Source organism: Ornithinimicrobium sufpigmenti, assembly GCF_004322775.1.
Lineage (GTDB): Bacteria > Actinomycetota > Actinomycetes > Actinomycetales > Dermatophilaceae > Ornithinicoccus > Ornithinicoccus sufpigmenti.
In genome coordinates this window covers 3726408-3747662 of the sequence record NZ_CP036403.1, presented here as the reverse complement: position 1 = coordinate 3747662, position 21255 = coordinate 3726408, and the positions used below count along the sequence as shown (strand labels likewise).

Annotated in this window: 13 protein-coding genes; 8 read left to right on the top strand and 5 right to left on the bottom strand. The window is 62.8% G+C overall.

Annotated elements, in window-relative coordinates; genetic code table 11:
* The first annotated feature begins 49 nt into the window (after positions 1–49).
* From wecC to ESZ52_RS17225, 3 genes are all read left to right on the top strand, one after another.
* Entirely contained in the window at positions 50–1291 is a 1242-nt protein-coding gene (wecC, locus tag ESZ52_RS17235) for a UDP-N-acetyl-D-mannosamine dehydrogenase (RefSeq protein ID WP_131106004.1), read from the top strand.
* Between the two features lie 211 nt (positions 1292–1502).
* A complete protein-coding gene (locus tag ESZ52_RS17230) occupies positions 1503–3500 on the top strand; it encodes a glycosyltransferase family 4 protein (protein ID WP_181009834.1) in 1998 nt (665 codons plus the stop codon).
* Positions 3487–5211, top strand: coding sequence for a heparinase II/III domain-containing protein (locus tag ESZ52_RS17225; RefSeq protein WP_181009833.1), 1725 nt, complete (start codon positions 3487–3489; stop codon positions 5209–5211). Before ESZ52_RS17230 ends, ESZ52_RS17225 begins: the two co-directional genes overlap by 14 nt.
* A 69-nt stretch (positions 5212–5280) precedes the next feature.
* On the opposite strand, the gene ESZ52_RS17220 is transcribed toward ESZ52_RS17225, so the two are convergent.
* From ESZ52_RS17220 to ESZ52_RS17200, 5 genes are all read right to left on the bottom strand, one after another.
* Complete coding sequence (locus ESZ52_RS17220) at positions 5281–6840, bottom strand: hypothetical protein (RefSeq protein ID WP_131106001.1); 1560 nt, start codon at positions 6838–6840, stop codon at positions 5281–5283.
* Positions 6841–6957: 117 nt separating this feature from the next.
* The gene (locus ESZ52_RS17215) at positions 6958–9288 is read right to left on the bottom strand and encodes a DUF6270 domain-containing protein (RefSeq protein WP_131106000.1); all 2331 of its coding nucleotides are present in this window, start codon (positions 9286–9288) and stop codon (positions 6958–6960) included.
* A 5-nt stretch (positions 9289–9293) separates the two neighbouring features.
* Positions 9294–10445, bottom strand: coding sequence for a non-hydrolyzing UDP-N-acetylglucosamine 2-epimerase (wecB, locus tag ESZ52_RS17210; RefSeq protein ID WP_238154360.1), 1152 nt, complete (start codon positions 10443–10445; stop codon positions 9294–9296).
* Positions 10442–11335 (bottom strand): ABC transporter ATP-binding protein, encoded by an 894-nt coding sequence (locus tag ESZ52_RS17205; RefSeq protein ID WP_131105999.1) that lies wholly within the window; start codon positions 11333–11335, stop codon positions 10442–10444. The genes wecB and ESZ52_RS17205 overlap by 4 nt, the downstream gene beginning before the upstream one ends.
* Positions 11322–12185, bottom strand: a complete 864-nt coding sequence (locus tag ESZ52_RS17200; protein ID WP_181009832.1) for an ABC transporter permease — start codon at positions 12183–12185, stop codon at positions 11322–11324. The genes ESZ52_RS17205 and ESZ52_RS17200 overlap by 14 nt, the downstream gene beginning before the upstream one ends.
* 129 nt (positions 12186–12314) lie before the next feature.
* Between ESZ52_RS17200 and ESZ52_RS17195 the strand changes: the two genes are divergently transcribed.
* The 5 genes from ESZ52_RS17195 to ESZ52_RS17175 all read left to right on the top strand — a co-directional run bounded on the left by ESZ52_RS17195 (position 12315) and on the right by ESZ52_RS17175 (position 21171).
* Positions 12315–14603: a glycosyltransferase gene (locus ESZ52_RS17195; protein WP_186364088.1), complete on the top strand. Its 2289-nt coding sequence runs from the start codon at positions 12315–12317 to the stop codon at positions 14601–14603.
* The gene (locus tag ESZ52_RS17190; protein ID WP_131105996.1) at positions 14600–16126 is read left to right on the top strand and encodes a glycosyltransferase; all 1527 of its coding nucleotides are present in this window, start codon (positions 14600–14602) and stop codon (positions 16124–16126) included. Before ESZ52_RS17195 ends, ESZ52_RS17190 begins: the two co-directional genes overlap by 4 nt.
* A 392-nt stretch (positions 16127–16518) precedes the next feature.
* Entirely contained in the window at positions 16519–17493 is a 975-nt protein-coding gene (locus ESZ52_RS17185; protein WP_131105995.1) for an NAD-dependent epimerase/dehydratase family protein, read from the top strand.
* A 223-nt stretch (positions 17494–17716) separates the two neighbouring features.
* Positions 17717–20338, top strand: coding sequence for a tetratricopeptide repeat protein (locus ESZ52_RS17180; RefSeq protein WP_181009830.1), 2622 nt, complete (start codon positions 17717–17719; stop codon positions 20336–20338).
* Positions 20339–20388: 50 nt separating this feature from the next.
* A complete protein-coding gene (locus ESZ52_RS17175; RefSeq protein ID WP_131105993.1) occupies positions 20389–21171 on the top strand; it encodes a hypothetical protein in 783 nt (260 codons plus the stop codon).
* Positions 21172–21255: the final 84 nt, after the last annotated feature.

Sequence of the window (21255 nt, the reverse complement as noted above, 5' to 3'; positions counted from 1 at the left end):
TAGGCCCGTTATAGTCGACGGCGTCCCTATCGCAATACAAGAAGGTGTCATGTCTGAGCGCGTTGCAGTGATCGGCCTGGGGTATATCGGACTGCCGACGGCAGCGATCCTCGCCAGCCACGGGCACGAGGTGATCGGGGTGGACGTCAACCCCAAGCACGTGGACGCCGTCAACAGGGGTGAAGTGCCCTTCGTCGAGCCTGACCTGGGCACCCATGTCGCGGGCGCCGTGAGCCAAGGACATCTCAGGGCTCAGGCCGACACACCCGACGCTGACATTTACATCATTGCGGTGCCGACGCCGTTCAAGGACGGGAACCAGGCTGACCTGTCCTACATCGAGGCGGCGACCGACGGCATCATTCCGCATCTGCAGGGCGGCGAGCTCATCATCCTGGAGTCCACCTCCCCGCCCGGCGCGACGCAGCACCTGGCCGACCGGATCACCGCCGCCCGGCCCGAGCTGACGACCAACGACGCCGAATCCGACACCAACGTGGACGTGGCCCACTGCCCTGAGCGCGTCCTGCCGGGGCGGGTGATGGTCGAGCTGGTGGCCAACGACCGGATCGTGGGGGGACTGACGCCACGGGCCGCCACCCGTGCCAAGGAGCTCTACGCGTCGTTCTGCCGGGCCGAGATCCATCTCACTGACGCGGTGACCGCCGAGATGGCAAAGCTCACAGAAAACTCGTTCCGCGACGTGAACATCGCCTTCGCCAACGAGTTGTCCATCATCGCCGAGCGGCTCGGGATCGACGTCTTCGAACTCATCGAGCTGGCCAACAAGCACCCTCGGGTCAACATCTTGCAGCCGGGCCCTGGCGTCGGGGGTCACTGCATCGCCGTCGACCCGTGGTTCATCGTGTCCGCTGTGCCCGAGGAAGCTCAACTGATTCGCACCGCTCGCGAGGTGAACGACTCCAAGCCTGAGTACGTCATCAGCCAGGTCATCGGTCACCTCGACGGCAAGGATGCGCCCGTCATCGCGGCGCTGGGATTGGCCTTCAAGCCCGACATCGACGACATGCGGGAGTCGCCGGCGCTGGAGATCACCCGCGACCTTGCGCAGCGCCTGCCGGGCGCGACAGTCCTCGCGGTGGAGCCGAACGTGGAGGAGCTGCCCGCGCGGTTGGCAGACTTCGAGAACGTTCAGCTCGTCGGCCTGACGGAGGCGCTGGACCGTGCCGACGTCGTCGCCATGCTCGTCGACCACCGAGAGTTCAAAGACTTCCAGGGCGCCAGCGAGCTCTCCGCGCCGGTGGTCGACACCCGTGGCGTCTGGCGCTGACACGATGACAAGCCCACGGAGCACCTGGGGAAGCCGCCGCCGTCAGAGGCTCGGGCAGTCCTCGCCCGACCAAAAGCAGCTCGGGGATCAGGACGCGAGCGGAGCACCTGACGCGAGAAGCACGACGCCGACGGCAGCCGAGCTCCGCGCCGCCGCCCGCGCGCATGCAACCGCGCTGTGGGAAGAAGGCCGCAAGCAGGAGTCGCTGGAGGTGCTCCGCCGTGCCCGGTTGGAGCACGGGCCGGACTCCTGGCTCTGCTTCGCCTACGGGACGCGCGCGATGCAGCTGGGCCAGGGGTGGGCCGCCCGCGAAGCGTTGCACGACGCCGTGGACCTCGACCCGACGAACCTGGACGCACTCGAGTTCTTCCTCGAGGCCGAGGACAAGCATCCCGCGGCCAAGGGATCGGTGACGGCGGCATTGACCCACCTGGCAGAGAGACTGCCGGCCCGGCCCGGTGTGGACGCCGACGCACTGGCGTTCCTTCTTCCGGCCATGAAACGGGTCAACGCGCTGCGTCGGGGAGTGCAGGCGCTGCAGGCCAGCGACGACGCCGTGGCGCGCCTGGCCAGCCGGATGGCTCTTGCGGACCCCGCCCAGTGGGAGAGCCTGACCGCGGGTGTACCGAGCGAGACGGTGGCCCAGGCAAGGCTCTCGCTTGCCCTGGGCCGGGGCGCGTACGCCGAGACCTACGACCTCATGGCCGACATGGACCCTGAGGAGTTGCCCGTCCGGGCCCTGCGCATCGCCATCCGTCGAGAGCTCCGTCGCGGCCGGGACAAGCCCGCGATCAAACTTCTCAAGCGCTACCGCAAGGCGCGTCCGGCGGACGCCTGGTCACGGGCCAAGCTTGCGGAGCTGTCCACCGAGCGGCCGCTGTCGCACTACCAGCTCGCGACGAAGGGCTTCCCCTTCCGCAAGGCGCGCAAGGAGGCCGCTTACGAAGCGGTCCCGCATCGCGCCTTGTACTGCCTGCACAATTCACTGCCCCACCACTCAGCCGGTTACGCCACCCGGACCCACGGCCTGCTGCGCGGCATACGCGCGGAGGGGTGGGACATCCACGGGGTGACGCGGCTGGGCTACCCCTACGACATGCCCGGGCACCAGTCCCTGGGGCAGATCGAGCCCCAGATCGAGGTCGACGGGGTCCCGTACCACCGGCTCAGCACCACCCCCGGGATCGAGAAGAAGAACCCCATCCAGCCCTACGTGGAGCGCTACTCCGCGGCGCTGCGCGCGCTGGCCGAGGAACAGCGGCCGTTCGTCCTGCACGCCGCCTCGAACCACTGGAACGGACTCGCCGTCGTGCAAGCGGCGCGCCAGCTCGGCATCCCGAGCGTGTATGAGGTGCGCGGCCTGTGGGAGGTCACCCGAGGCTCCCGAGACCCAGAGTGGATGGGTGGCGGCATGTACCGGTACATGGCACGGATGGAGGCCGACGCCGCCAAGTACGCCACCCGAGTCATCGCGATCACCGGGGCGCTGAAGGAGGAGCTGGTCCGCCGTGGGGTGGACGAGGACAAGATCACCATCGTGCCCAACGGCGTCGAGACGGCACGTTTCGGACCGCGCCCCCGCAACGAAGAACTCGCGGCCCGGCTGGGCGTCGCGGGCAAGACCGTGGTGGGTTACGTCGGCTCGATCCTCGACTACGAAGGCCTTGGTCTGCTGATTGACGCAGCCGCCACCCTGCGGGCGGAGCGGGACGATGTCGCCTTCCTGCTGGTCGGAGACGGTGCAGAACTGCCGGAGTTCCGCGAGCGGGTCGAGGAAGAGCACCTCGGGGACACGGTGATCTTCACAGGGCGAGTGCCGCACCACGAGGTCGAGGACTACTACTCGGTCATCGACATCTGCCCCTTTCCTCGCCTCCCGCTGCCCGTGTGCGAGATGGTGTCCCCGCTCAAGCCCTTCGAGGCCATGGCGATGGCCAAGGCGGTCATCGCGTCAGACGTGGCGGCACTCGCCGAGATCGTGATGGACGGCCACAACGGTCTGCTGCATGCGAAGGGAGACGCCGACTCACTGACAGCCGCAATCAGGCAACTGGCAGATGACCCGGACAGACGGCGACGCCTAGGCTCATCGGCGATGGATTGGGTCCGCGGCGAAAGGGATTGGGACCACCTGTCCCAACGCGTCTCGACACTCTATGGCGAACTGGGTGGTACACGTCCCACGGAGTTGCCCCATGCTGCCGAGTGAGCTCGATCATGGTGTAGCCGAGAGACAGGCCGTGACGGCTCAGCAGCGGCGGCCCAAGAACGCCGAGGAAGAGTTTTTACGGTTGACACAGGGCAGACTGCGCATGCCACCTCACCCTGAGTGGCAAACCGACGATCTCTTCGACTGGACCGCGGATCCCTTCAAGGACCGCAATTGGCAGTTCCAGCACCACACCCTCCGTTGGCTTGATGCGCCACGGTATCTCGCACAACAAGGGGACCAGGCTGCTCGGAACTTTTGGGTTAACGCAGTGCGGTCCTGGTCCTCCAGCAATCTACCGCCTGAATCCGCCACCAGTCCCTGGGCATGGAAGGACATGGCTGACGGCACTCGCGCCATCGTCCTCGCCCTAGGCGTCGGCATCGTCCCCGACGACGAAACTTGGTTCGTCCCGGCGCTACAGGCACACCGCGACTACCTTCTGGACGAGAAGAACATCGTCAAGAAGAACCACGCGATGCACCAGTTGACGGGGCTCCTCGTCGTATCTGCCGCTCTACGAGACGACCACGCTGCCACAGTCGCGCGCGACCGCTTGGCCAAGCTCTTCGAGTCGGTTTTCGACACGGAGGGGACAAATGACGAGGGGTCTCTTGGTTATCATCAACTAAACCTGACCTGGTGGACCACAGTTTGGAAACGAGTCAGCGCCGAAGGACTGACTGTCCCGGAGGATGCCCAGGTACGCCTGAGAAGGGCAGCAGAGACACTCGCGCAGCTCGCCCAACCCGATGGGCATCTGCCGCAGATCGGGGATACTAAGCGCGATGTCCCACTTGGCGCCTTTGGACCTCCTACCGAGTGGGTGCGATCGCGGGGCCAACGCGGATCGCGTCCTAGCGCTATAGCCAAAGTCTTCAGAAGAGGGTACATATCCTCGCGAAGTGGTTGGGATTGGCCGCGGGGCGTTGATCACTCGCACATGTTGGTGCGCTTCGGTCCGGATTACCAGTCACACTCCCACCAAGACCGCGGTTCCGTGCACTTGTATACCCAAGGCCGCCCTTGGCTCGTCGACAGCGGATTTCTCAACTACCAGAGTAGCGACCCGTTCCGGCGCTTTACCCTGAGTCGCGACGCACACAACCTCGCGTTTGTCGAAGGCTTGCAGGTGGACCCACGTTCCCACGTAGAACTTCTGCGGTCTCACATAACAGCGCAAGCACATGATTTTCTTCTGTGGGATAAGGGCTACGATGGCTTGAAACTCACGCGTAGAGTAACCTACTTCGTAGACCCCGATTTCTGGGTGGTGTACGACCATGCTGATTCTCAGTCTGCGGTCCACCTCGGCCACCGCTGGTTGGTGGACGTCGGGCTGCGTGTGCGTCTCCACGATCGAGGCTATGTACTGCGAGATCGAAGGGCCTCTGCCTATATGCACTGGTTGGGACGCACTCGGCCGAAGTTGACACTTCACCGGGCGAGCCCCGATTCCCATGAGGGATGGATCGCCACGAAATGGAACCATAAAGAACCCGGCTCGATGATCACTGCAAATGTCACTGCTCGAAGCCCTCGACTGGTGATGCTCTTCGCTGGCACCTATAGCGGACCCCTGAGTATTGTCCATTCGGACGTGACGAGCGATGGTAGGGTTGAGGTAGAGGCTGCGCGAGGATCGAAACGATGGCTGGTTCAGATCAGTGACCCAGACATCGCGGTGACGCAGTTGCATCGCGATGAATAGCCGAGCGCCCCGGGCGCCCGATCGCAGAGACACCTAGGGAGCCAGGCCTCGGGCGCAGCTGACCGTCTGCTAGGACTGTTGCACGCCGCCCGAATGCTCTAGGTGCCGACGCTCCCAGGAGAGTCGAAACTTGGGCTGATAGAAGGGTCTTTTCAGAGGCGAAAGATCCGTGCACAATCCGGGATGGTTCTCCGCGGCGAAGGTGAGAGCATTCTGGTCCAGAGCCCAACTGTGTGGCATGCTGAGCCCGTAAGTCAAATATGCCTGCAGGTCGGACAGAATCTTAGAGCTCAAGGCCTTCCTGTTCACCGCGATGTTTCCCGCCATGTACCGACGCCAAGGGTGCAGCGCGGCGAAGCCGCGCATGGCGGGCAGTGCGAAGGCATGCTCAGACGTCCTTCGCCAGTATGGCCTTGGGTCGATGTCCGTCACAAGGTCCGCATCCATGATGTAGGTGCTCTCATATCGGTCTAGCATGAGTTGCACTGCGAAGAACCGCGCGCAGGCGAAGAAGGTCCGGTCCTCGGGGACCCCGGCCGGCACGGGGATCCTGAAGTGGGACAAATTGCTCGGGATACCACTGCGGTTGAGTCTGTTTAAGGAACGCGAATACTCATCGCCGTCAGCGACGACGGCACTCACCTCCGCCTCTGTTCCACAGACCAGCAAGACAAAGTCGATATCGGGCATCTGCTGTGCATAAAACCGCAGAGTAGGGGAATAGATGCGGTAGAATGCGGGGTCTAAAGCAACAAGGACGCCGAACTTGTTCGACGGCGAGGCTCCGTCGACGTCCACAATGCTTGCCGCAATGTCAGCAACTGGGGTAGTGGATGTGTGGGAGAACTCAGCAGCAGAAAAGTAGGTCTTGCAGCCGGTCTCTAGATAGAAATGTTCCATGAGGCCGATGGAGTCGAGGTCTCGGACTTGCTGAAAGTGTGCAGCGGCTGAGTCCCGGTCAAGCAAACTGCGCACCTTGCCGAGGGTGTTGTGCAGGGCGAGTTGGCCGGCGGCACTCTCAAAGCGAGTGGGGTGCTGATCAATGTATGCGGTCAAACTGTTGATCATTGAGACTGGAGAGGCCCCGCGCAGCACGGATGCCAACCCGCCCTTCACCATGGCATCGTGGAGCGCGACCGCAGACCTAAGGTACTCAAGACGCGGTTCCCCAATAAAATCGATGTGCCACTCAAAAAGGTCGTGGATCCTGCCGATGTGTGAGCTGCCTGGGTCTCGGCTGAGCTCGTCAAATATATGCCGGTGTAGTCCCATGGTAGCTGCCGCCAAGGCGGCAGGATTCGCAGCGAGCGCATGAGCGAGCTCCTCAGGCGTCGCTTTCTGCAGGTCCTCGACCCTTCCCCTTTGAAGCGACCGAAGTATGGATTGCGGAGCTTTTAGCGCCTTATAATGGGAGGCGTCTTTCCACTTGCCGTCCACAAAGCGCTGCAACTTAAACTTTCGAGGTTCCTCTGCACAGAGAACGTGGTGTATTTCTGCCGCGTCCGGGGGAGCGAATAGGAACGTGCCATCTCGATGGAAGGCCACGCGCCCGGCGTCGACCGCCTGGGCATCCGCCGCTATCTGAAGAGCCAGCGGCGAAGGGCCTTGGGGAGAAGCGTGGGCATCCATTGGATCACGGTAACAACATCGGTAGTGCTGATGTGTGATCAACCTGAGGGGTGGCGTCTCTTGGTGCAAGGGGTCGCTGGTCCTGGCGCCTCATCGCGGCTTGGGTCCTCGCCCGCGTCATGTGAATCGGTGCGATCGGTCGGATCTATAGTTGCGCTCCCAGACGGATCGAATAGGCGCCTGCATGGCAGGTCTCGTGCTGAGGCCGCTCCAGCTGGGCTGATGACGCTCGACTGCAAAGGCTAAAGCATTCTGGTCCAGCATCCAGTTGTCAGGCTCCTGCATGCCCCTCGCGAGGTAGTTGCGAATGTCCGTGAGAATGGGTGCTGCGGCTGGAGATTGCTGCAGGAGGACGTTGCCTGCCGTGTACCGTCTCCACGGAGATAAGGCCGTGACCCCCGTGGAGGCGGAGCTCGAGGCAACTGGGGTGCGCCGATTCTTCGTCATGTACGGGACAGGATCTTGCGTGAAGAACAGGTCGGCGTCTAACAGATACACTTGCTTGTGGCGCTCAAGGAGCGTGGGGGCAGCCAAGAAGCGGGCACTGGCAAAGAATGCTTTAGGATCGCCCGGGACATCGGGGACGGGTGTATTCCAGATTGTCACGTTGGAGACTGCTTTCAACCCCGTCATTGTTACCATGCCGTCTCTGAAGGTCTCGCTATCGGCAACGACCTCTTGAGCCTCGATCGGGGAGGCGCACAGTATTAAATTGAAGCGCAGCTCCGGCATCTGATGGGCTTGGAACAATATTTGCGGTCCGTATATGCGAAAAAATCCCGGATCTAGCGACATGCCGATTGCCAGAGGTTCTTGAGCATCAGCGTGTCCCGCAATAACCTCGAGGGCTGGATTGGAGAACTGATGAGAGGGTGTGGAACTCGATTCGAGCTGAGCAGCGTCATAGTAGGTTGTTGCGCCGGTGTCGATGTAGAATTTCGTGATAAGTGAGCGCCCAGAGGGCAGAAGAGCCGCGAAATGGTGCGCGGCAGTCTCCCTGTCAGCGAGACTCCACAGCTTGGCGATCAGGAGTTGGTGGGCGACGTCCTCGGCAGCACTGTCGGGTGTCGGGGCCTTGGTCAAAGCGCTCAAGCACTCGCTGGGCTCCCCATTCGCGATGGCTGCATCCAAGTGGGGTGCACAGGCGAGCAGATACTTTACTAGCCCGGCAACGTACTGCGCCTCAGGTGTGGTGAGAGCAGCTCTATGTGCCGTGAAAAAGGCGTGCAACGACTCTAGTTGGGGGCGCTGGCGTGAGACGTGACCGCCGACGGTCAAGCGGCGCGCGCTGTGCACTAGGAAGTGATCCGCTTGAGAGGACGAGATATGCCGCGCCACCTCCTGGTTGTTCATTTTTTTGAAGTCTTCAAGCCTGCGGATTTTTCGTAGGCTCCCTGCCCTTAAGAGTTGTTGTACCCGGACGTAGGGCGTTGAGTCAACCCAGCCATGGCCATCGAATGTTTGTATTTTGTACTTGAGCAAAGGGGCTTCTGTCCTGAGGACTTCCGAGATGGGGTCTCGCGCGACAGGTACTCTGAGACGTTTTGTGCCGTCGTGAAAGACGATCCGTGAGTGAGTTCCAGCTGGGACTTGGCCCAAAATACGGGTGCTTAGGGCCTCGACGTTAGTGGGGTTGGTCGCTTGACTGTCCTCCTGGGCATCGCCGCCCGGCTCCACACGGCGCGGCGAAGCACTGATCCGAGGTTCCGCATGGGAGGCAATGGCCCCGGTGAGGTTCTCGTACACCTCTTCCGTGTAGTGGAACGGTGCTATACCCCAGGGGTGGTCTGGATCGGCGGCGACTTCGGCGACGGTGAGGCTGATGACAGTTGGGTCTAGCGTGTGGCGCACAGCGGCGTGGTAGTCGTCATAAAGTCGGTTGGCTCGATCTGGCCGGAGTCCGAAAGAAGAAGGTGTCGGCGTGCCGGCCCGGGTGTGGGTCGCCCACGCAGGGGCGAGGAGGACGGTCTTGGACAGGAGACCCAGTCCCCGCAATTGGTCGGCGAATGTACGCAGAGCACGTAGAAACAGAAGCCGGTGCTTGCGCGACCCGAAGCTGATCAGCGGCGCGTGCTCTAACTGCGCGTCCACCCCCGCCCGGATGCCGTCCACCGATCGCGTGGCCATGGCGTACCCCCGCGAGGGAGCGGCTAAGTCAAGCTGGCGGAGGCCGAGGCGTTCGTCGCAGAGGTCCCACAGCAGGAGATCAATGGAGTCGGCCTGTTCGCGCAGGAGCGGCATCAGTGAGCTGTTCCAGTCGCCTTCGAGCATCCTGCGTTGGAAGGGGGAAGACGTGTCGATCTGCGGGACCGGGTGGGCACTGGGGGGCGCCATGGCGCTGATCAATGACTGCCGGGCCACGTATTGGACCAGCTCGAACCGGTCAGAGGGCAGCCGCTCGAAGGTGTCCCGAGAGACGCAGCTGCCGTAGATAAAGGTGCGGATCACCCAGGTCAGCCTTCGAAGTCGGGCAGGCGTTCGCCGCCGACGAGCAGGTGCTCCAGGGCTGCGATGCTGCGGGCAGCCGCCCGCCCGTCACCGTACGGGTTGACCGCGTTGGCCATCTCGGCATATGCCGCCTCGTTGGTGAAGAGACTGGTCACCTCGTCGATGATGCGCTGCTGGTCCGTCCCGATCAGGCGCACGGTGCCGGCGTCCACGGCCTCGGGGCGCTCAGTGTTCTCGCGCATCACCAGCACGGGCTTACCCAGGGAGGGGGCCTCCTCCTGGACGCCACCGGAGTCGGTGAGGACGACGGTGGAGGCCGCCATCACGCGCGTGAACTCCCCATAGGCGAGCGGCTCAGTCACGACGACGTTGTCCAGCCCCTCCAGGTGGGGCAGGACGGCTTCGCGGACGATGGGGTTGCGGTGGGCGGGCAGAACGGTCGTGACGTCGGGGAACGCCTCGGCCAAGTGACGCAGCGCGCGCCCGACGCCTTCCATGGCCCCGCCCCAGTTCTCTCGGCGGTGGCTCGTGACCAGCAGGAGCGGTGCCTCCCTCGCCACCAGGTCAGCCAGCCGCGGGTCGGTGATGGGCAGACCCTGCTCGACGGTATGGAAAAGCGCGTCGATCACGGTGTTGCCGGTGACGACCACGGTCGACTCGTCGATGGCCTCCCGCAGGAGGTTCTGCTTGGAGGTGGGGGTCGGGGCCAGATGCAGGGTCGTGACCTGAGAGGTGAGCTTGCGGTTGGCCTCCTCGGGGAAGGGGGAGTGGATGTTGCCGCTGCGCAGGCCGGCCTCGACGTGGACCACGGGGATCTGCCGGTAGAAGGCGGCGATCGAGGCACCAGCCACGGTCGAGGTGTCGCCCTGGACGATGAGCGCATCGGGTCGCTCGCGCTCCAGGACCGGGTCCAGGCGCTCGAACACCTTGGCCATGAGGGTGTTCAGGCCTTGTCCGTGCGCGAAGACGTCGAGGTCGTGGTCAGGCACGATGCCGAAGATCTCGTTGACCTGGTCAAGCATCTCGCGGTGCTGGCCGGTGACCACGGTGGTCGACTCCAGCAGGGGGCTGTCCTCGAGTGCCCGAATGATCGGAGCGACCTTGATGGCCTCGGGCCGGGTGCCGTACACGGTCATCACGCGGGCGGTTGTACTCATGGTGTGGGGCTCTCCTGGGTCTCGGGGTGCAGCTCTTCAACCTCCTGCTCGGCCTCGGCGACGCCGCGCCTTGCTTCGAGGGCCTTCTCCAACAGGTTATCCGCGGTCTCGATCTCGCCCTGGGCGACGTTCCACGCCCACCAACGGTAGGCCTCGGCGGTCTCCTCTGCGGGACCGTCCTGGATCAGGGTGCCGTTGTGCAACCACAGGGCGCGTGTGCAGGTCTCCTGGATGGTTTTAGCCGCGTGCGAGACCAGGAAGACGGTTCCGGCACGCTCCCGGATCTCCGCCATACGCTGCTCAGCCCGCTGCACAGAGGCGGCATCGCCGGTGGACAGGATCTCGTCCAGGAGCAGGATCTCCGGCTCCGCGGCGGCCGCGATCGCGAAGCGGAGGCGGGACGACATACCCGAGGAGTATGTGCGGATAGGCCGGTAGATCGCCTCCCCGATGCCTGCGATCTCCAGCACCCTCGGGATCGTGCCCTGCACCTTCTCCGGAGTGAACCCCAGCGCTAGCAGGCCGAGCCTGATGTTGGTGATCCCCGAGAGCTCCTGCTGCAGGGCAGCCCCCACGCCCAGCAGCATGGGTTGCGACGTGGCGGAGATCTCGCCCTGGTCGGGCACGTCCAGCCCGGCGATGAGCCGGAGGAGCGTGCTCTTGCCGGAACCGTTCGTGCCAACGATGCCGATGGCTTCGCCGGAGTGCGCCACGAAGGAAACCTTGCGTAGAGCGTGGACAGACGCCTTGGGCCGGGGACGCAGCGTCGAGGCAAGTCGACGGAGGTGACTTGTACCGTCACGGGTGCGGGGCAGCTCGACCGCGACCTCGAATCTCCGGCTGACCCGGTCCACCACCACGGTGGGGTGCTGAGAGTCAGAGTTGGCCATAGCTCTCCTCGCCCTGCCAGAAGTACCAGAACCCCAGGAGCGGAGTGAGGACGGCCCACACGGAGAGAATGAGCCAAGAGTTCAGCTCAGGGACGGTGTCGTACAGAAGCAGGTCCCGCGACATGTCCAGCACAAGGTACATGGGGTTGCCCTGGAAGATGGCCAGCCAAATTCCGTCGCTTACAAACCGTTCAATCGAGAAGAACACCCCAGAGGTGTAAAACCAAAACCTCGCGAGGAAACTCATCACGTGGCGGAAATCTGGCACCGCGGCGCCAAGACGGGCCATATAGCAAATCAGGCCTGCATTGAAGGCGACCTGCAAGGCGAAGACTAAGGGGAAGAGTAGCCATGTCAGCGTGATCTGCGTTCCCGGCGGGATCACCAGCAGTAGGATGACCATCGTGGCCAGAACGGGCGCCATGGACAGGGTCTGGCGCACGGCGACAGAGATGGGGATAGCTGCGCGTGGAAAAGAGAAGGCGGAGGTGAGGCCCCGGCTGCCAGACATGACGCTTACTGCTTGGTTGAGACATGCCGTGGTAAAGCGGAAGAGGAAGATTCCGATGATGAGGAAGCCAGTGAAGTTCTCGATCCCGCGCGTCGTCTGAAGGACGAGGCCGAAGATGATGAAGTAGACAAGCCCCTGCAGCACTGGAACACCGATCAGCCACACGTTTCCAAGGAGCATGTCCCGATTCCCGGAGAACGCCTTGGCGCGTGAGTCGGCGTAGATGAAGTAGCGGCGGGCCCACAGTTGACGCAGGTAGGTGCCAAGGTTAGGGCGCCCCCCCACTGGCCGCAGCTCTGGAGTTGCCGGTGGGGCCTCCTGTCGCGACGAGACACTCATAGGGGCCATCATCCCTGATAGACATGCACACGCCGAACCGGACTCTCCGCCGGATAGTCTGGCGCGACCCGGTAGCGGGCAACCCAAGGAAGGCATACTTTGCGTCGTCCAACACTCGGATGGTCCCTGATGCTCACGGCGTTGGCCATCTGCGCCCTGGCTGCTCTCGTTCTGGTCACGGGGGCCATCGCAACCGGCGAGTGGCTCTGGGCCGCGGGTGCCGCAGGCTTGGCCGGCGTGGCAGTCGTGCTCGGGGCCCTTCTTGGGCTCCGCCTCGTGACTTGGCAGCGCACACGGATCAACGGCCTGTCCACCCGCATCTCCAATGCTCATCGCAGAGCTGAGGATGCCCGCGCCGAGACCGAGCGGGTCCGTATGGGGATGGCGGAGCTGGTGGCACGGGTCGAGGGTCTCGATGACGTCCGCCAGCAGGTCGCGGCGCTCGAGACCCGGGTCAGCACCGTGGATGTGGGCCTCCTGCAGGCACTGGGGGAGCGGGTGCAAGAGGTCGACGCGCGCCAAGCTCAACTGGACGCGCGAGCGAGCGAGCAGGACCTGAGAGTCGACGGTGCGCTGCAGGAACTGACCCGGATCGGCGAAAAGCTGGATGGTGTCGAAACAGGGGTCCTCAGCGCGCTGAGCAGCCAGCTAGCGAAGGTGGAAGAAGTCCAGACCGGGCTTGAGGCGGCTGTCCAGAAGGTGCGCCAGGAGGCCCGCGTCACCCAGGAGAGCGGCTCCGCCGAGGCCATCGACAGTCTGAGGAAGCGGACGCAGATCCTCACCTCACGGTCTCGTCGGTCGCTTCCCGTCCTCGCCGGCTCGGCGACGGCTATGGGGTCTGATCTCACACAGGTGCTCAGTGCGCCGGACGCCCAGCTGGTCCTGGAGGACTCCCTGGCTCGCGACGAGGCCGTCTCTGCCATCCCCGTCATCGAGGCCTTCGACCTCCTACCCAGGCAGAGCCTGACAACGCTGCGGCACCTCTACCGCTCCTTCCGCGCCAGCGGCCACTGGGACATGGCGTCGAAGACGGTGGACATCATCGCCTCGAAGTCAGGCAAGTCGGGGGACAAGACCACCGCCCAACGGGTGCGCCAGGAGCTTGCGGTCTTCAGCTCGGCCCCTCCCACGCTCCCGGCTGCGGCATCGTCCGCCCGCCAGCAGGACGGTCCTGTGCTCCACGTCGTGGGCAACGTGCTGCCGTTCACCCAGACGGGGTACACGCTGCGCACGCAGTACACGGTCCGAGCGCAGATGCGTCGCGGTATCGCGGCTGTCGTCGTCGGCCAGAGCGGCAGCGGCGACGGCGATGAGATGCAGCGCTACACGCACCAAGGCGTCGACTACACCGTCCTGGCCGGACCCAGCCGCAAACACAGCGGGCTACGCACCTGGATGCGGTCCAACATGGAGCAGCTGGGCCAGCTCGTGCAAGAACTGCGCCCCAGCATCATCCACGCGCACAGCGACTTCCTGAACGTGTATGCGGCTCATGCGGTGGGGAGTGCTTACGACATCCCGGTGGTGTATGAGGTGCGGGGGTTCTGGGAGGAGTCGTGGCTGTCGCGGACCGCGGGCCGCGTCGGAGGTCGCGGCTGGCGGTGGGACCGAGGGGAGGATCTGCCGGCGGCATACTCGCTGCGTAAGCGCGCGGAAGAGCGAGCACGCCTGCTCCCTGCCCATGTCTTCACGCTGTCTTCGGTGATGAAGGGACGCATCGTCGAGGCTGCGGCTGGCAAGTTGGCGGACGAGAAGGTGTCTCTCGTCCCGAACGCGGTGACGTCGGCAGACTTCCCGCGTCAGGAACGCGATCGGCGGTTGGCCGAGGACCTGGGGATCCCCGATGATGCGCTCGTCGTCGGGTACATCTCCTCGTTGGTCGAGTATGAAGGCATCGACACGCTGATCGACGCGTTCAAGCTGGTGCAGGCGAAGACGCGAACAGAGCTGCGTCTTTTGCTTGTGGGGTCGGGGAACCACGCACAGGACCTGCGGGAGCACGCGAACGCCCACGGCGTCGAGGGCGTGATCTTCACAGGTGGGGTTCCGCATGAGGAGGTACTGCGGTACTACGGCCTCATCGACGTCTTCGTCGTCCCGCGCAGGAAGAGCACCGTGACGGAACTGGTGACCCCCCTCAAGCCGTTCGAGGCGTTCTCCACCGGCAGGGCGGTCGTCCTCTCCGACGTCCGCGCGCTGCGGGAGATCGCTCAGGAGTCGGGAGCGGCAGAGCTCTTCGAGCCGGGAGACGCCGCAAGCCTTGCCGAGGTCCTGACGACGCTGATCAGGAACCCCGGCCGGCGGGAGGAGCTGGCACGGAAGGGGGCCGAGTGGGTTCGGACCCACCGATCGTGGGAGCGCAACGCCAGCATCTACCTCGAGACCTATCGGCGTCTGGGCTACACGGGTGTCCCGTGAGCGTCGCCACGGACGGGGTGAACACTGACGTGGCTGACCAGGCGGAGAACGGCGAGCGCCCCCTTCGCATCGTCGTCGTGGCCATGAAGCCGATGCTGCGCGGCCGCATCCGGCGCAACATCATGACGTTCCTCGAGCTGGGTGCCGAGGTGACGGTGGTGAACACCCCGCCTCGGGACGACTTCTTCCAGGGCCTGGAGAGCCCGCGCCTGCACACCCGCTTCGTCGAGGCACGCTCAGCCGCGGTGCGCTACCAGGCGTGGATGAGCCGCCAGAACGTCCTGCGCAAGGAGAAGTGGGCCCGTGAGCGTGAGGAAGCGAGGGCTCGCGCCAGACTCCCGGTGCCGGTTGCTCCCGAGTGGATGCAGGCCAACAACCAGTTGGCAGCGCTGGCCTACCGCGGGTGGACGTCGCCGCCCGGTCGGCGCGTGCGTGGGCTGGTGGAGGAACGGTGGCCGTCCCTGAAGAAGAAGGCCATCAAACGAGGCCGGGAGCTGCGCAAGAAGCGGGACCTGGCCATCCGTGACGGCCTCAAGAAGTTTCACCCCGTCAACCGGTTCGTCGAGTTCTGGTGGCTGTCCCCGGACGAGATCGCCGCACTCGACCCCGACCTCATCGTCAGCTCCGACCTCCCCGGGCTGGTCGGAGCCAACATCGCCGCTCGCAGGCTGGGCCGCCCCCACCTGCACGACTGTCACGAGCTCTACCTCGAGAGCACCACGCTGAAACGTCACGAGCGTCTGCTCCTGTGGCCCGTGGAGCGCCACTACATGCGTCGTGCCGACGCGATCGTCATCGTGAACCAGACCATCCGGGATGAGTATCAGAGGCGGTATGGCGTCGACGGCGTCGTCCTGCGCAACTGCGCCCCACGAGTCCCAGCCTCGGTACGTGCCGACCCCATCGACGTCCGAGGCCTGCTCGGCCTGGCACCCGAGGCGCACGTCGTGCTCTACCAGGGTGGCCTCATGGCCGGACGAGGCCTCGACGTCTGCGTCCGGGCCGCAGCCCATTTCCCGGACGGCGCGCACCTCGTCTTCATCGGGGACGGCCGGGAGAAGCAGGGCCTGGTCGCCCTGGCCCAAGAAGTGGGCGTGCGCGACCGAGTCCACTGGCTACCAGCAGTCCCGCCCGCCGAGCTGCCGGCCTACACCGCCGCAGCCTCGGTAGGCCTCATCCCCTACCAGCCGGTCTCGAAGAACAACAGGTACGCCCTGCCCAACAAGGTGTTCGAGTACACCGGCGCGGGCGTTCCGTTCGTCGCCTCCGACCTGCCCGAGCTGCGCAAGATCGTCGAGACCTCTGGCTGCGGTGAGGTGTACGACCCGTACGACCCCGTTGCTCTCGGGTCGGCGGTGGGGTTGCTCCTGAACGGAGCACATTCCGACGCCTTTCGAATGAATGCGCACGCCTACGGGCGAAGCAACACTTGGGAGACCGAGCGCGAGCTCTTGGTCGAGCGTGTCCACTCACTTACGGACACTCATCGTATCCATCTGGACACGACAGATAGCGAAGGATGACGCCCGGCAGCGACACAAATCAACGTTTCAGCGACCCGGCACGCGAGCCGGTACGGTAGGGATCGCCAGGCCGATCAGTACCTTGCTGGGCAAGGCCGTCCAGTCGCTGCAAGTGGCAGGCCCAGTCGCGCGAAGGTACCGTGGGTCACAACGAGGTGCTCCAGCCGGGGCGACATAAGTACATCAGACCTCGGAAAGAGTGCGGCGCTGCCCATACCTAGACTCCAACCAGGATCACGCCATGAACTGCGCAACGCCGCTGTCCCATAACGCTATGGCGAGATGCTTGGGCCCCCTCAAAGCTTACTCAGCGCCATGGTAGCCTTAGCGAGGCCACTTTGACTATAGGCCGAACGGGATCACGCTACCCAGTAAAGGACGGGGACGCAAAAATGAACACCGCGGAACATCTGAATTTGGAGGGCGCGCGGACAGTTGTAACCGGAGGGGCTGGCTTCGTGGGATCACACCTCTGCGACGCTCTTCTTGCTCGGGGAGCTTCTGTCATCTGCGTCGACAACCTGGCGGGCACTGACGGCTCGACACGCAACATCGACCACCTAGTTGGTAAACCGCAGTTCGAATTCGTGCGGGAGGATATGGCTGACTGGGCCGTAACTGCTGACTTAACCGGCGTTGACGTCCTTTTCAATCAAGCGGCTTCAAAATTCACGGTGTCACAGGCGGACCCAGCGCGAGATCTACATGTCAATGCGCTCGGAACCTTGAATTTGCTTCTGGCAGCCCATCGCTTTGGCGTGCGCAAGTTTGTGCACGCTTCCACTGGGTCCGTGTTTGGACAGTTGCAGGCAACGCAGGATGAGGATCATCCGAAGAATCCGGCGTCCTTCTACGGCGTGAGTAAGTTGGCGGGGGAGTCGTATTGCCGTGTTGTCGGCGAAATCTATGACGTAGACTTCAGCGTATTACGGTATTATCACGTCATCGGCACACGGCAGAACGACAGTGATACTGGGGGTGTGGTTCCGATCTTTGTGCGAAGGGCCTTAAGCGGGGAGACACTTAACATCTATGGCTCGGGAGAGCAAGTACGGTCGTTCACGTCCGTGCACGACGTAGTGCGTGCGAACTTGCTAGCGGCGACAGATCCTGCTTGGGCTAAGCAGTATGTCAACTGTGCTTCAAGTATCCAGGTGTCCATCTCTGAACTGGCCAACTTCGTGAGGGGCGAGACTGGATCGTCGTCCGAGATCGAGCATCACGATTGGCGGGCCGGAGACATCATCGATTTCGATATTGATAACTCGAAAATCTTGTCCCTTGGCATGACCTTCAACAAAGACTGGAAAGCGCATGTGCGCGACGTGATCGAATCACATCGCAGCAGGAACTCCGAGCGGTCCTGACTCGTAGACTGCTCGGTCAACAGCCGCTGTCAGCGCGCCCTTGTGCCGAGCGATTATGTTACACGTGGTCGTCGATTGTTAAGGGAAAATGCCAGATGGAGGTATCGTTATGGAGCGCATGAAGGCGTTGCGGGATCACATTCGGCCGCGAGTGCGGCACCTTAAGTTGACTGCCCGGAGATCGCGATTCGGGCCGGCGTTATTGGCGGTCAAGCGGCGGTTCATGAGCACACCGGCGCCCTCTGAGCACCCGATTGAACTGCACAAGGAGGAGGCTCCGACCGCAAGACCGGATTACGACATTACTGATCAGGAACATGAGCGGGTTTTAGCATCGCATAAAGCGGAGATCAGTACGGCCGAGGCTGTGAATGCCCGCCCGGGCGCGGAGGAGGTTCCTAGCGCGAAGGCGTCTGGGTTCGCACAGCAGGCGTCAGCCTACGTGAAGTCAGGAGAGTTGGAGTTAGCTGAAAGGGTGCTCGTGGGCGGGCTGGCCCTGCATCCCGACTCTTCAGTGCTGCGAGGACGATTGCTGGGGGTCCGTGTCGCAGCGCAAGACTGGGCGGGCGCGATCGCGGTCGGCCAACCGCTGGTCGACGAGCGGGGGTCAGCACCACAAACTTCATGGTTTGCGCAACTGGCGACTGCCTACGTGAAGTCGGGTGACTTGGAGTCGGCTGAAAAGGTGATACAGCGGGGTTTGGAGGCGCACCGCGACTCACCGGTCTTGCGTGGGCGCCTGTTGGGAGTCCGCGTCGCAGCGCAAGACTGGGATGGGGCGGTTAGCGTGGGTATGCCCTTACTGGCAGAAGGCGGGCCCACGTTGAAGGCGTCCCTGTACGCACAGTTGGCGACGGCGTATGTAAAGTCTGGAGACCTAAGGTCGGCTGAAAGTGTCGTGGAGCGCGGGTTGACGATGTTCCCCGATGACGTCGTGCTGCGCGGTCGACTCTTGGCAGTACGGGTGGCTGCGCGAGACTGGGCAGGTGCGATGGCAGTGGGCGAGCGACTGCTCGCCGAGCAGGCATCCTCCTCCCAGCCTTCCTGGTTCGCGCAGTTAGCGACGGCCTATGCGAAGTCGGGGGACACTGAGACGGCGGCTAGCGTCCTCGAGCGTGGGATAGCGACGCATCCCGACGCTCCGGCATTACGCGGTCAGTTGTTGGGGCTGCGTGTAGCCGCTCGGGACTGGACGGGGGCTGTTGCAGTGGGCAGCCTGTTGGTTTCTGAAGAAGGAGAGAATGCCAAGGCTTCCTGGTACGCGCAGTTGGCTACGGCCCATGCACAGTCGGGCGACCTAGAGTCTGCCGCCAGCGTCCTCGAGCGTGGGCTGGCGGCACATTCTGACGCTTACGCGTTGCGTGGCCAACTGTTGGGGGTGCGTGTAGCCGCCCGGGACTGGGTAGCGGCGGTGGCTGTGGGTGAACCGTTGATCGCCGAGGCGAAGGCCGAGGTTCGAGCCGCCTGGCTCGGCCATCTGGCGACGGCCCATTTCAAGACGGGACGCCCGGAGTTAGCTAGCCGGTTGCTCGATGAGCCAAGCGCTCGAGGCTCGGAGGACCCTTCCATAAAGTTCGCCCGGGCGTTGATTAGTGGGAGATTGAATCCGGATGGCGTCGACTATGTCAATTTGGGAGTCTTGAAGCTCTCGAGAGAGCAACGGCAAGATCTGTCCGCGGTCATGCCAGAGTACGATTTTGGATCGTGCACCCCTGGGATTTCTGCGTGGGCGACGAAGTGGGCGCAAGCCGATCACTCGAGACGAGTCCTTATGATCGCACCTAAAGACTTCTCGGGGTCCATGTACAAGTTAGCCGAGGCGGTAAACCGACACTCGGATTACGCCGTTCGTCTCATCACCTTTCATCCCCACCCCTTTGGGTACCCAGACGATTTGGTCGTTCCCGAGGTCACGCCAGCACGTCTGCGCTCGCTACTCAAGCAAGTGGAGACTGCTAGCGTACTACACCTCAAGGACGAGCACTCATGGTTTAACAATGCGCAGGGAATCAATACAGAGCTTCTGCACTCCCTGTTCTTTGGCGAGTTCCGCTCTCACCATCGCACTGTCTTCACGACGTATGGGGGTTGGGCGCGCAGCCACAAAGATAATCAGGATTGGCGAGCTGCAGTTTCTTCCTTCGATGCTAGGGCGGCTATGACGCCTGACCTGAACTTCGACTGGTATAAGGGCGTTCTTCTTCCACACGCCATCGACACGGAAATGGTTGGTTACGCTTGGACGGACTCAAATATACTGGCGCACTCAAGTTCGACGGTTAAGCCGATCAGGAAGGGGACTGACTTGTTGTTTGAAGCGGTCTCTCTCTTAGAGCAGCGCGGGACTGCCGCTTGGTCGAAATGGGGAGTCGACTTCATCAGCGGCGTCAGTCATGCGAGCGCCATGGCGAGGACCCAGGCAGCATCTCTGTATTTCGACCAAGCTGGAAGAGAGGGCATTAGCAGCCCGCTGTCTGTTGACGATGTCGTCGGCTGGTACGGCAACGCCGCAGTCGAAGCGTTAGCTGCAGGGATTCCCGTGCTCGTGCACATTCGTGAAGATGCTGCGCACAGAGCGGTTGACGCGGGGATAAATGTCGATGACTGGCCGATTCTAACGGTCCATCGGGATCCTGGCCACATTGCCGCTCGGATCGAGCAATTTATATCGGCGACATCTGCCGAGCGCCGCGAGATATCAGAGCGCTCGCGCGAGTACGCGTCTGCTGTCCATGGCTATGGCGCTCTAGCGGGACGCTTGAGGGCTTTGTACGATTCACTCACTTTGTCGCCGCAATCCTCCGCTGAGAGCGCTGGGACAAGACTAGATGGGAGTGAGAAGTGAGAATTGCTTGTGTCGTTAGTCATATGGGCGAGTCTACTGTCACGGCCTCCATGCAAACGATCTCGAAAGCAGGTCAGGGTCGGTTCTCAATTCACCGGGTCGTGGCTGGAAAGAGTCCGATGACAGACTCTTTCAATGCGGCACTGGATATAGCGTGGGAGAACGGTTGTGATGTGTTGGTGCATACTGCCTCCGACGTACTGCTCGAACGACGAGCGATTTCCGTGTTGCTCGATACACTTGACATGAACGATCACTACTTGGCTATAGCTCGGGGCTATGACGCCATCCACGGCATAAGCTCTGGGGGCTTGTGGGCGTTCAATATGGGGGTACTGCAGGATCGTTTCCGGTTCCGAAACGTCTTCAAGCAAGATCTCGACCTATGCGCCAGGATTGAAGCTGAAACCAATCTATCCCGCTCATACACGCCGAAGAGCGAAGCTTTGACGTATCACCATCCGATCTGGACTGCACGTGAATTGTACGGAAAATACAGATACTCATACCCGAAGTACACCAAAGAAAAGACCCGCGATAATATGAAGACCTTTCTCACGAATGGTCTAATGCGCAATCCTGGGAATAAGGCGCTCCTAGCCGGAGCCCGTGGATTAGAAGCCGCCGAGAGCCGCGGTGCAATGGGTGGTGCCAAGGCTCATGAGCAGGTAGAGGAAGAGTTCGAGCGCGATTGTGGTGACCTGCAAATTTCTGGCAAGGAGTTTTACGTGAAGCATGGCTTTTACCTAGGACTGGCTCGAGGTGTCCTCGATTCAGACTACTCCTGCGTTCCGGAGCCGCCGGAAAGTTCGACACCTCTCATCAGGCCGTGATGGTCCTTGCAGAGGGTGTTTGTCGATCCTTAGGGTGACCTGAGGGGTTTGCGTCAGGTAGCGTCTCCTCAGAGTCCCGTATGG

What these genes read in the sequence shown, in the direction of transcription:
- wecC (WP_131106004.1), top strand. Translation starts at nt 50, where the DNA reads ATGTCTGAGCGCGTTGCAGTGATCGGCCTGGGGTATATCGGACTGCCG.
- ESZ52_RS17225 (WP_181009833.1), top strand. Translation starts at nt 3,487, where the DNA reads ATGCTGCCGAGTGAGCTCGATCATGGTGTAGCCGAGAGACAGGCCGTG.
- ESZ52_RS17220 (WP_131106001.1), bottom strand. Translation starts at nt 6,840, where the DNA reads ATGGATGCCCACGCTTCTCCCCAAGGCCCTTCGCCGCTGGCTCTTCAG.
- wecB (WP_238154360.1), bottom strand. Translation starts at nt 10,445, where the DNA reads ATGAGTACAACCGCCCGCGTGATGACCGTGTACGGCACCCGGCCCGAG.
- ESZ52_RS17205 (WP_131105999.1), bottom strand. Translation starts at nt 11,335, where the DNA reads ATGGCCAACTCTGACTCTCAGCACCCCACCGTGGTGGTGGACCGGGTC.
- ESZ52_RS17200 (WP_181009832.1), bottom strand. Translation starts at nt 12,185, where the DNA reads ATGAGTGTCTCGTCGCGACAGGAGGCCCCACCGGCAACTCCAGAGCTG.
- ESZ52_RS17195 (WP_186364088.1), top strand. Translation starts at nt 12,315, where the DNA reads ATGCTCACGGCGTTGGCCATCTGCGCCCTGGCTGCTCTCGTTCTGGTC.
- ESZ52_RS17185 (WP_131105995.1), top strand. Translation starts at nt 16,519, where the DNA reads ATGAACACCGCGGAACATCTGAATTTGGAGGGCGCGCGGACAGTTGTA.
- ESZ52_RS17180 (WP_181009830.1), top strand. Translation starts at nt 17,717, where the DNA reads ATGAGCACACCGGCGCCCTCTGAGCACCCGATTGAACTGCACAAGGAG.
- ESZ52_RS17175 (WP_131105993.1), top strand. Translation starts at nt 20,389, where the DNA reads ATGCAAACGATCTCGAAAGCAGGTCAGGGTCGGTTCTCAATTCACCGG.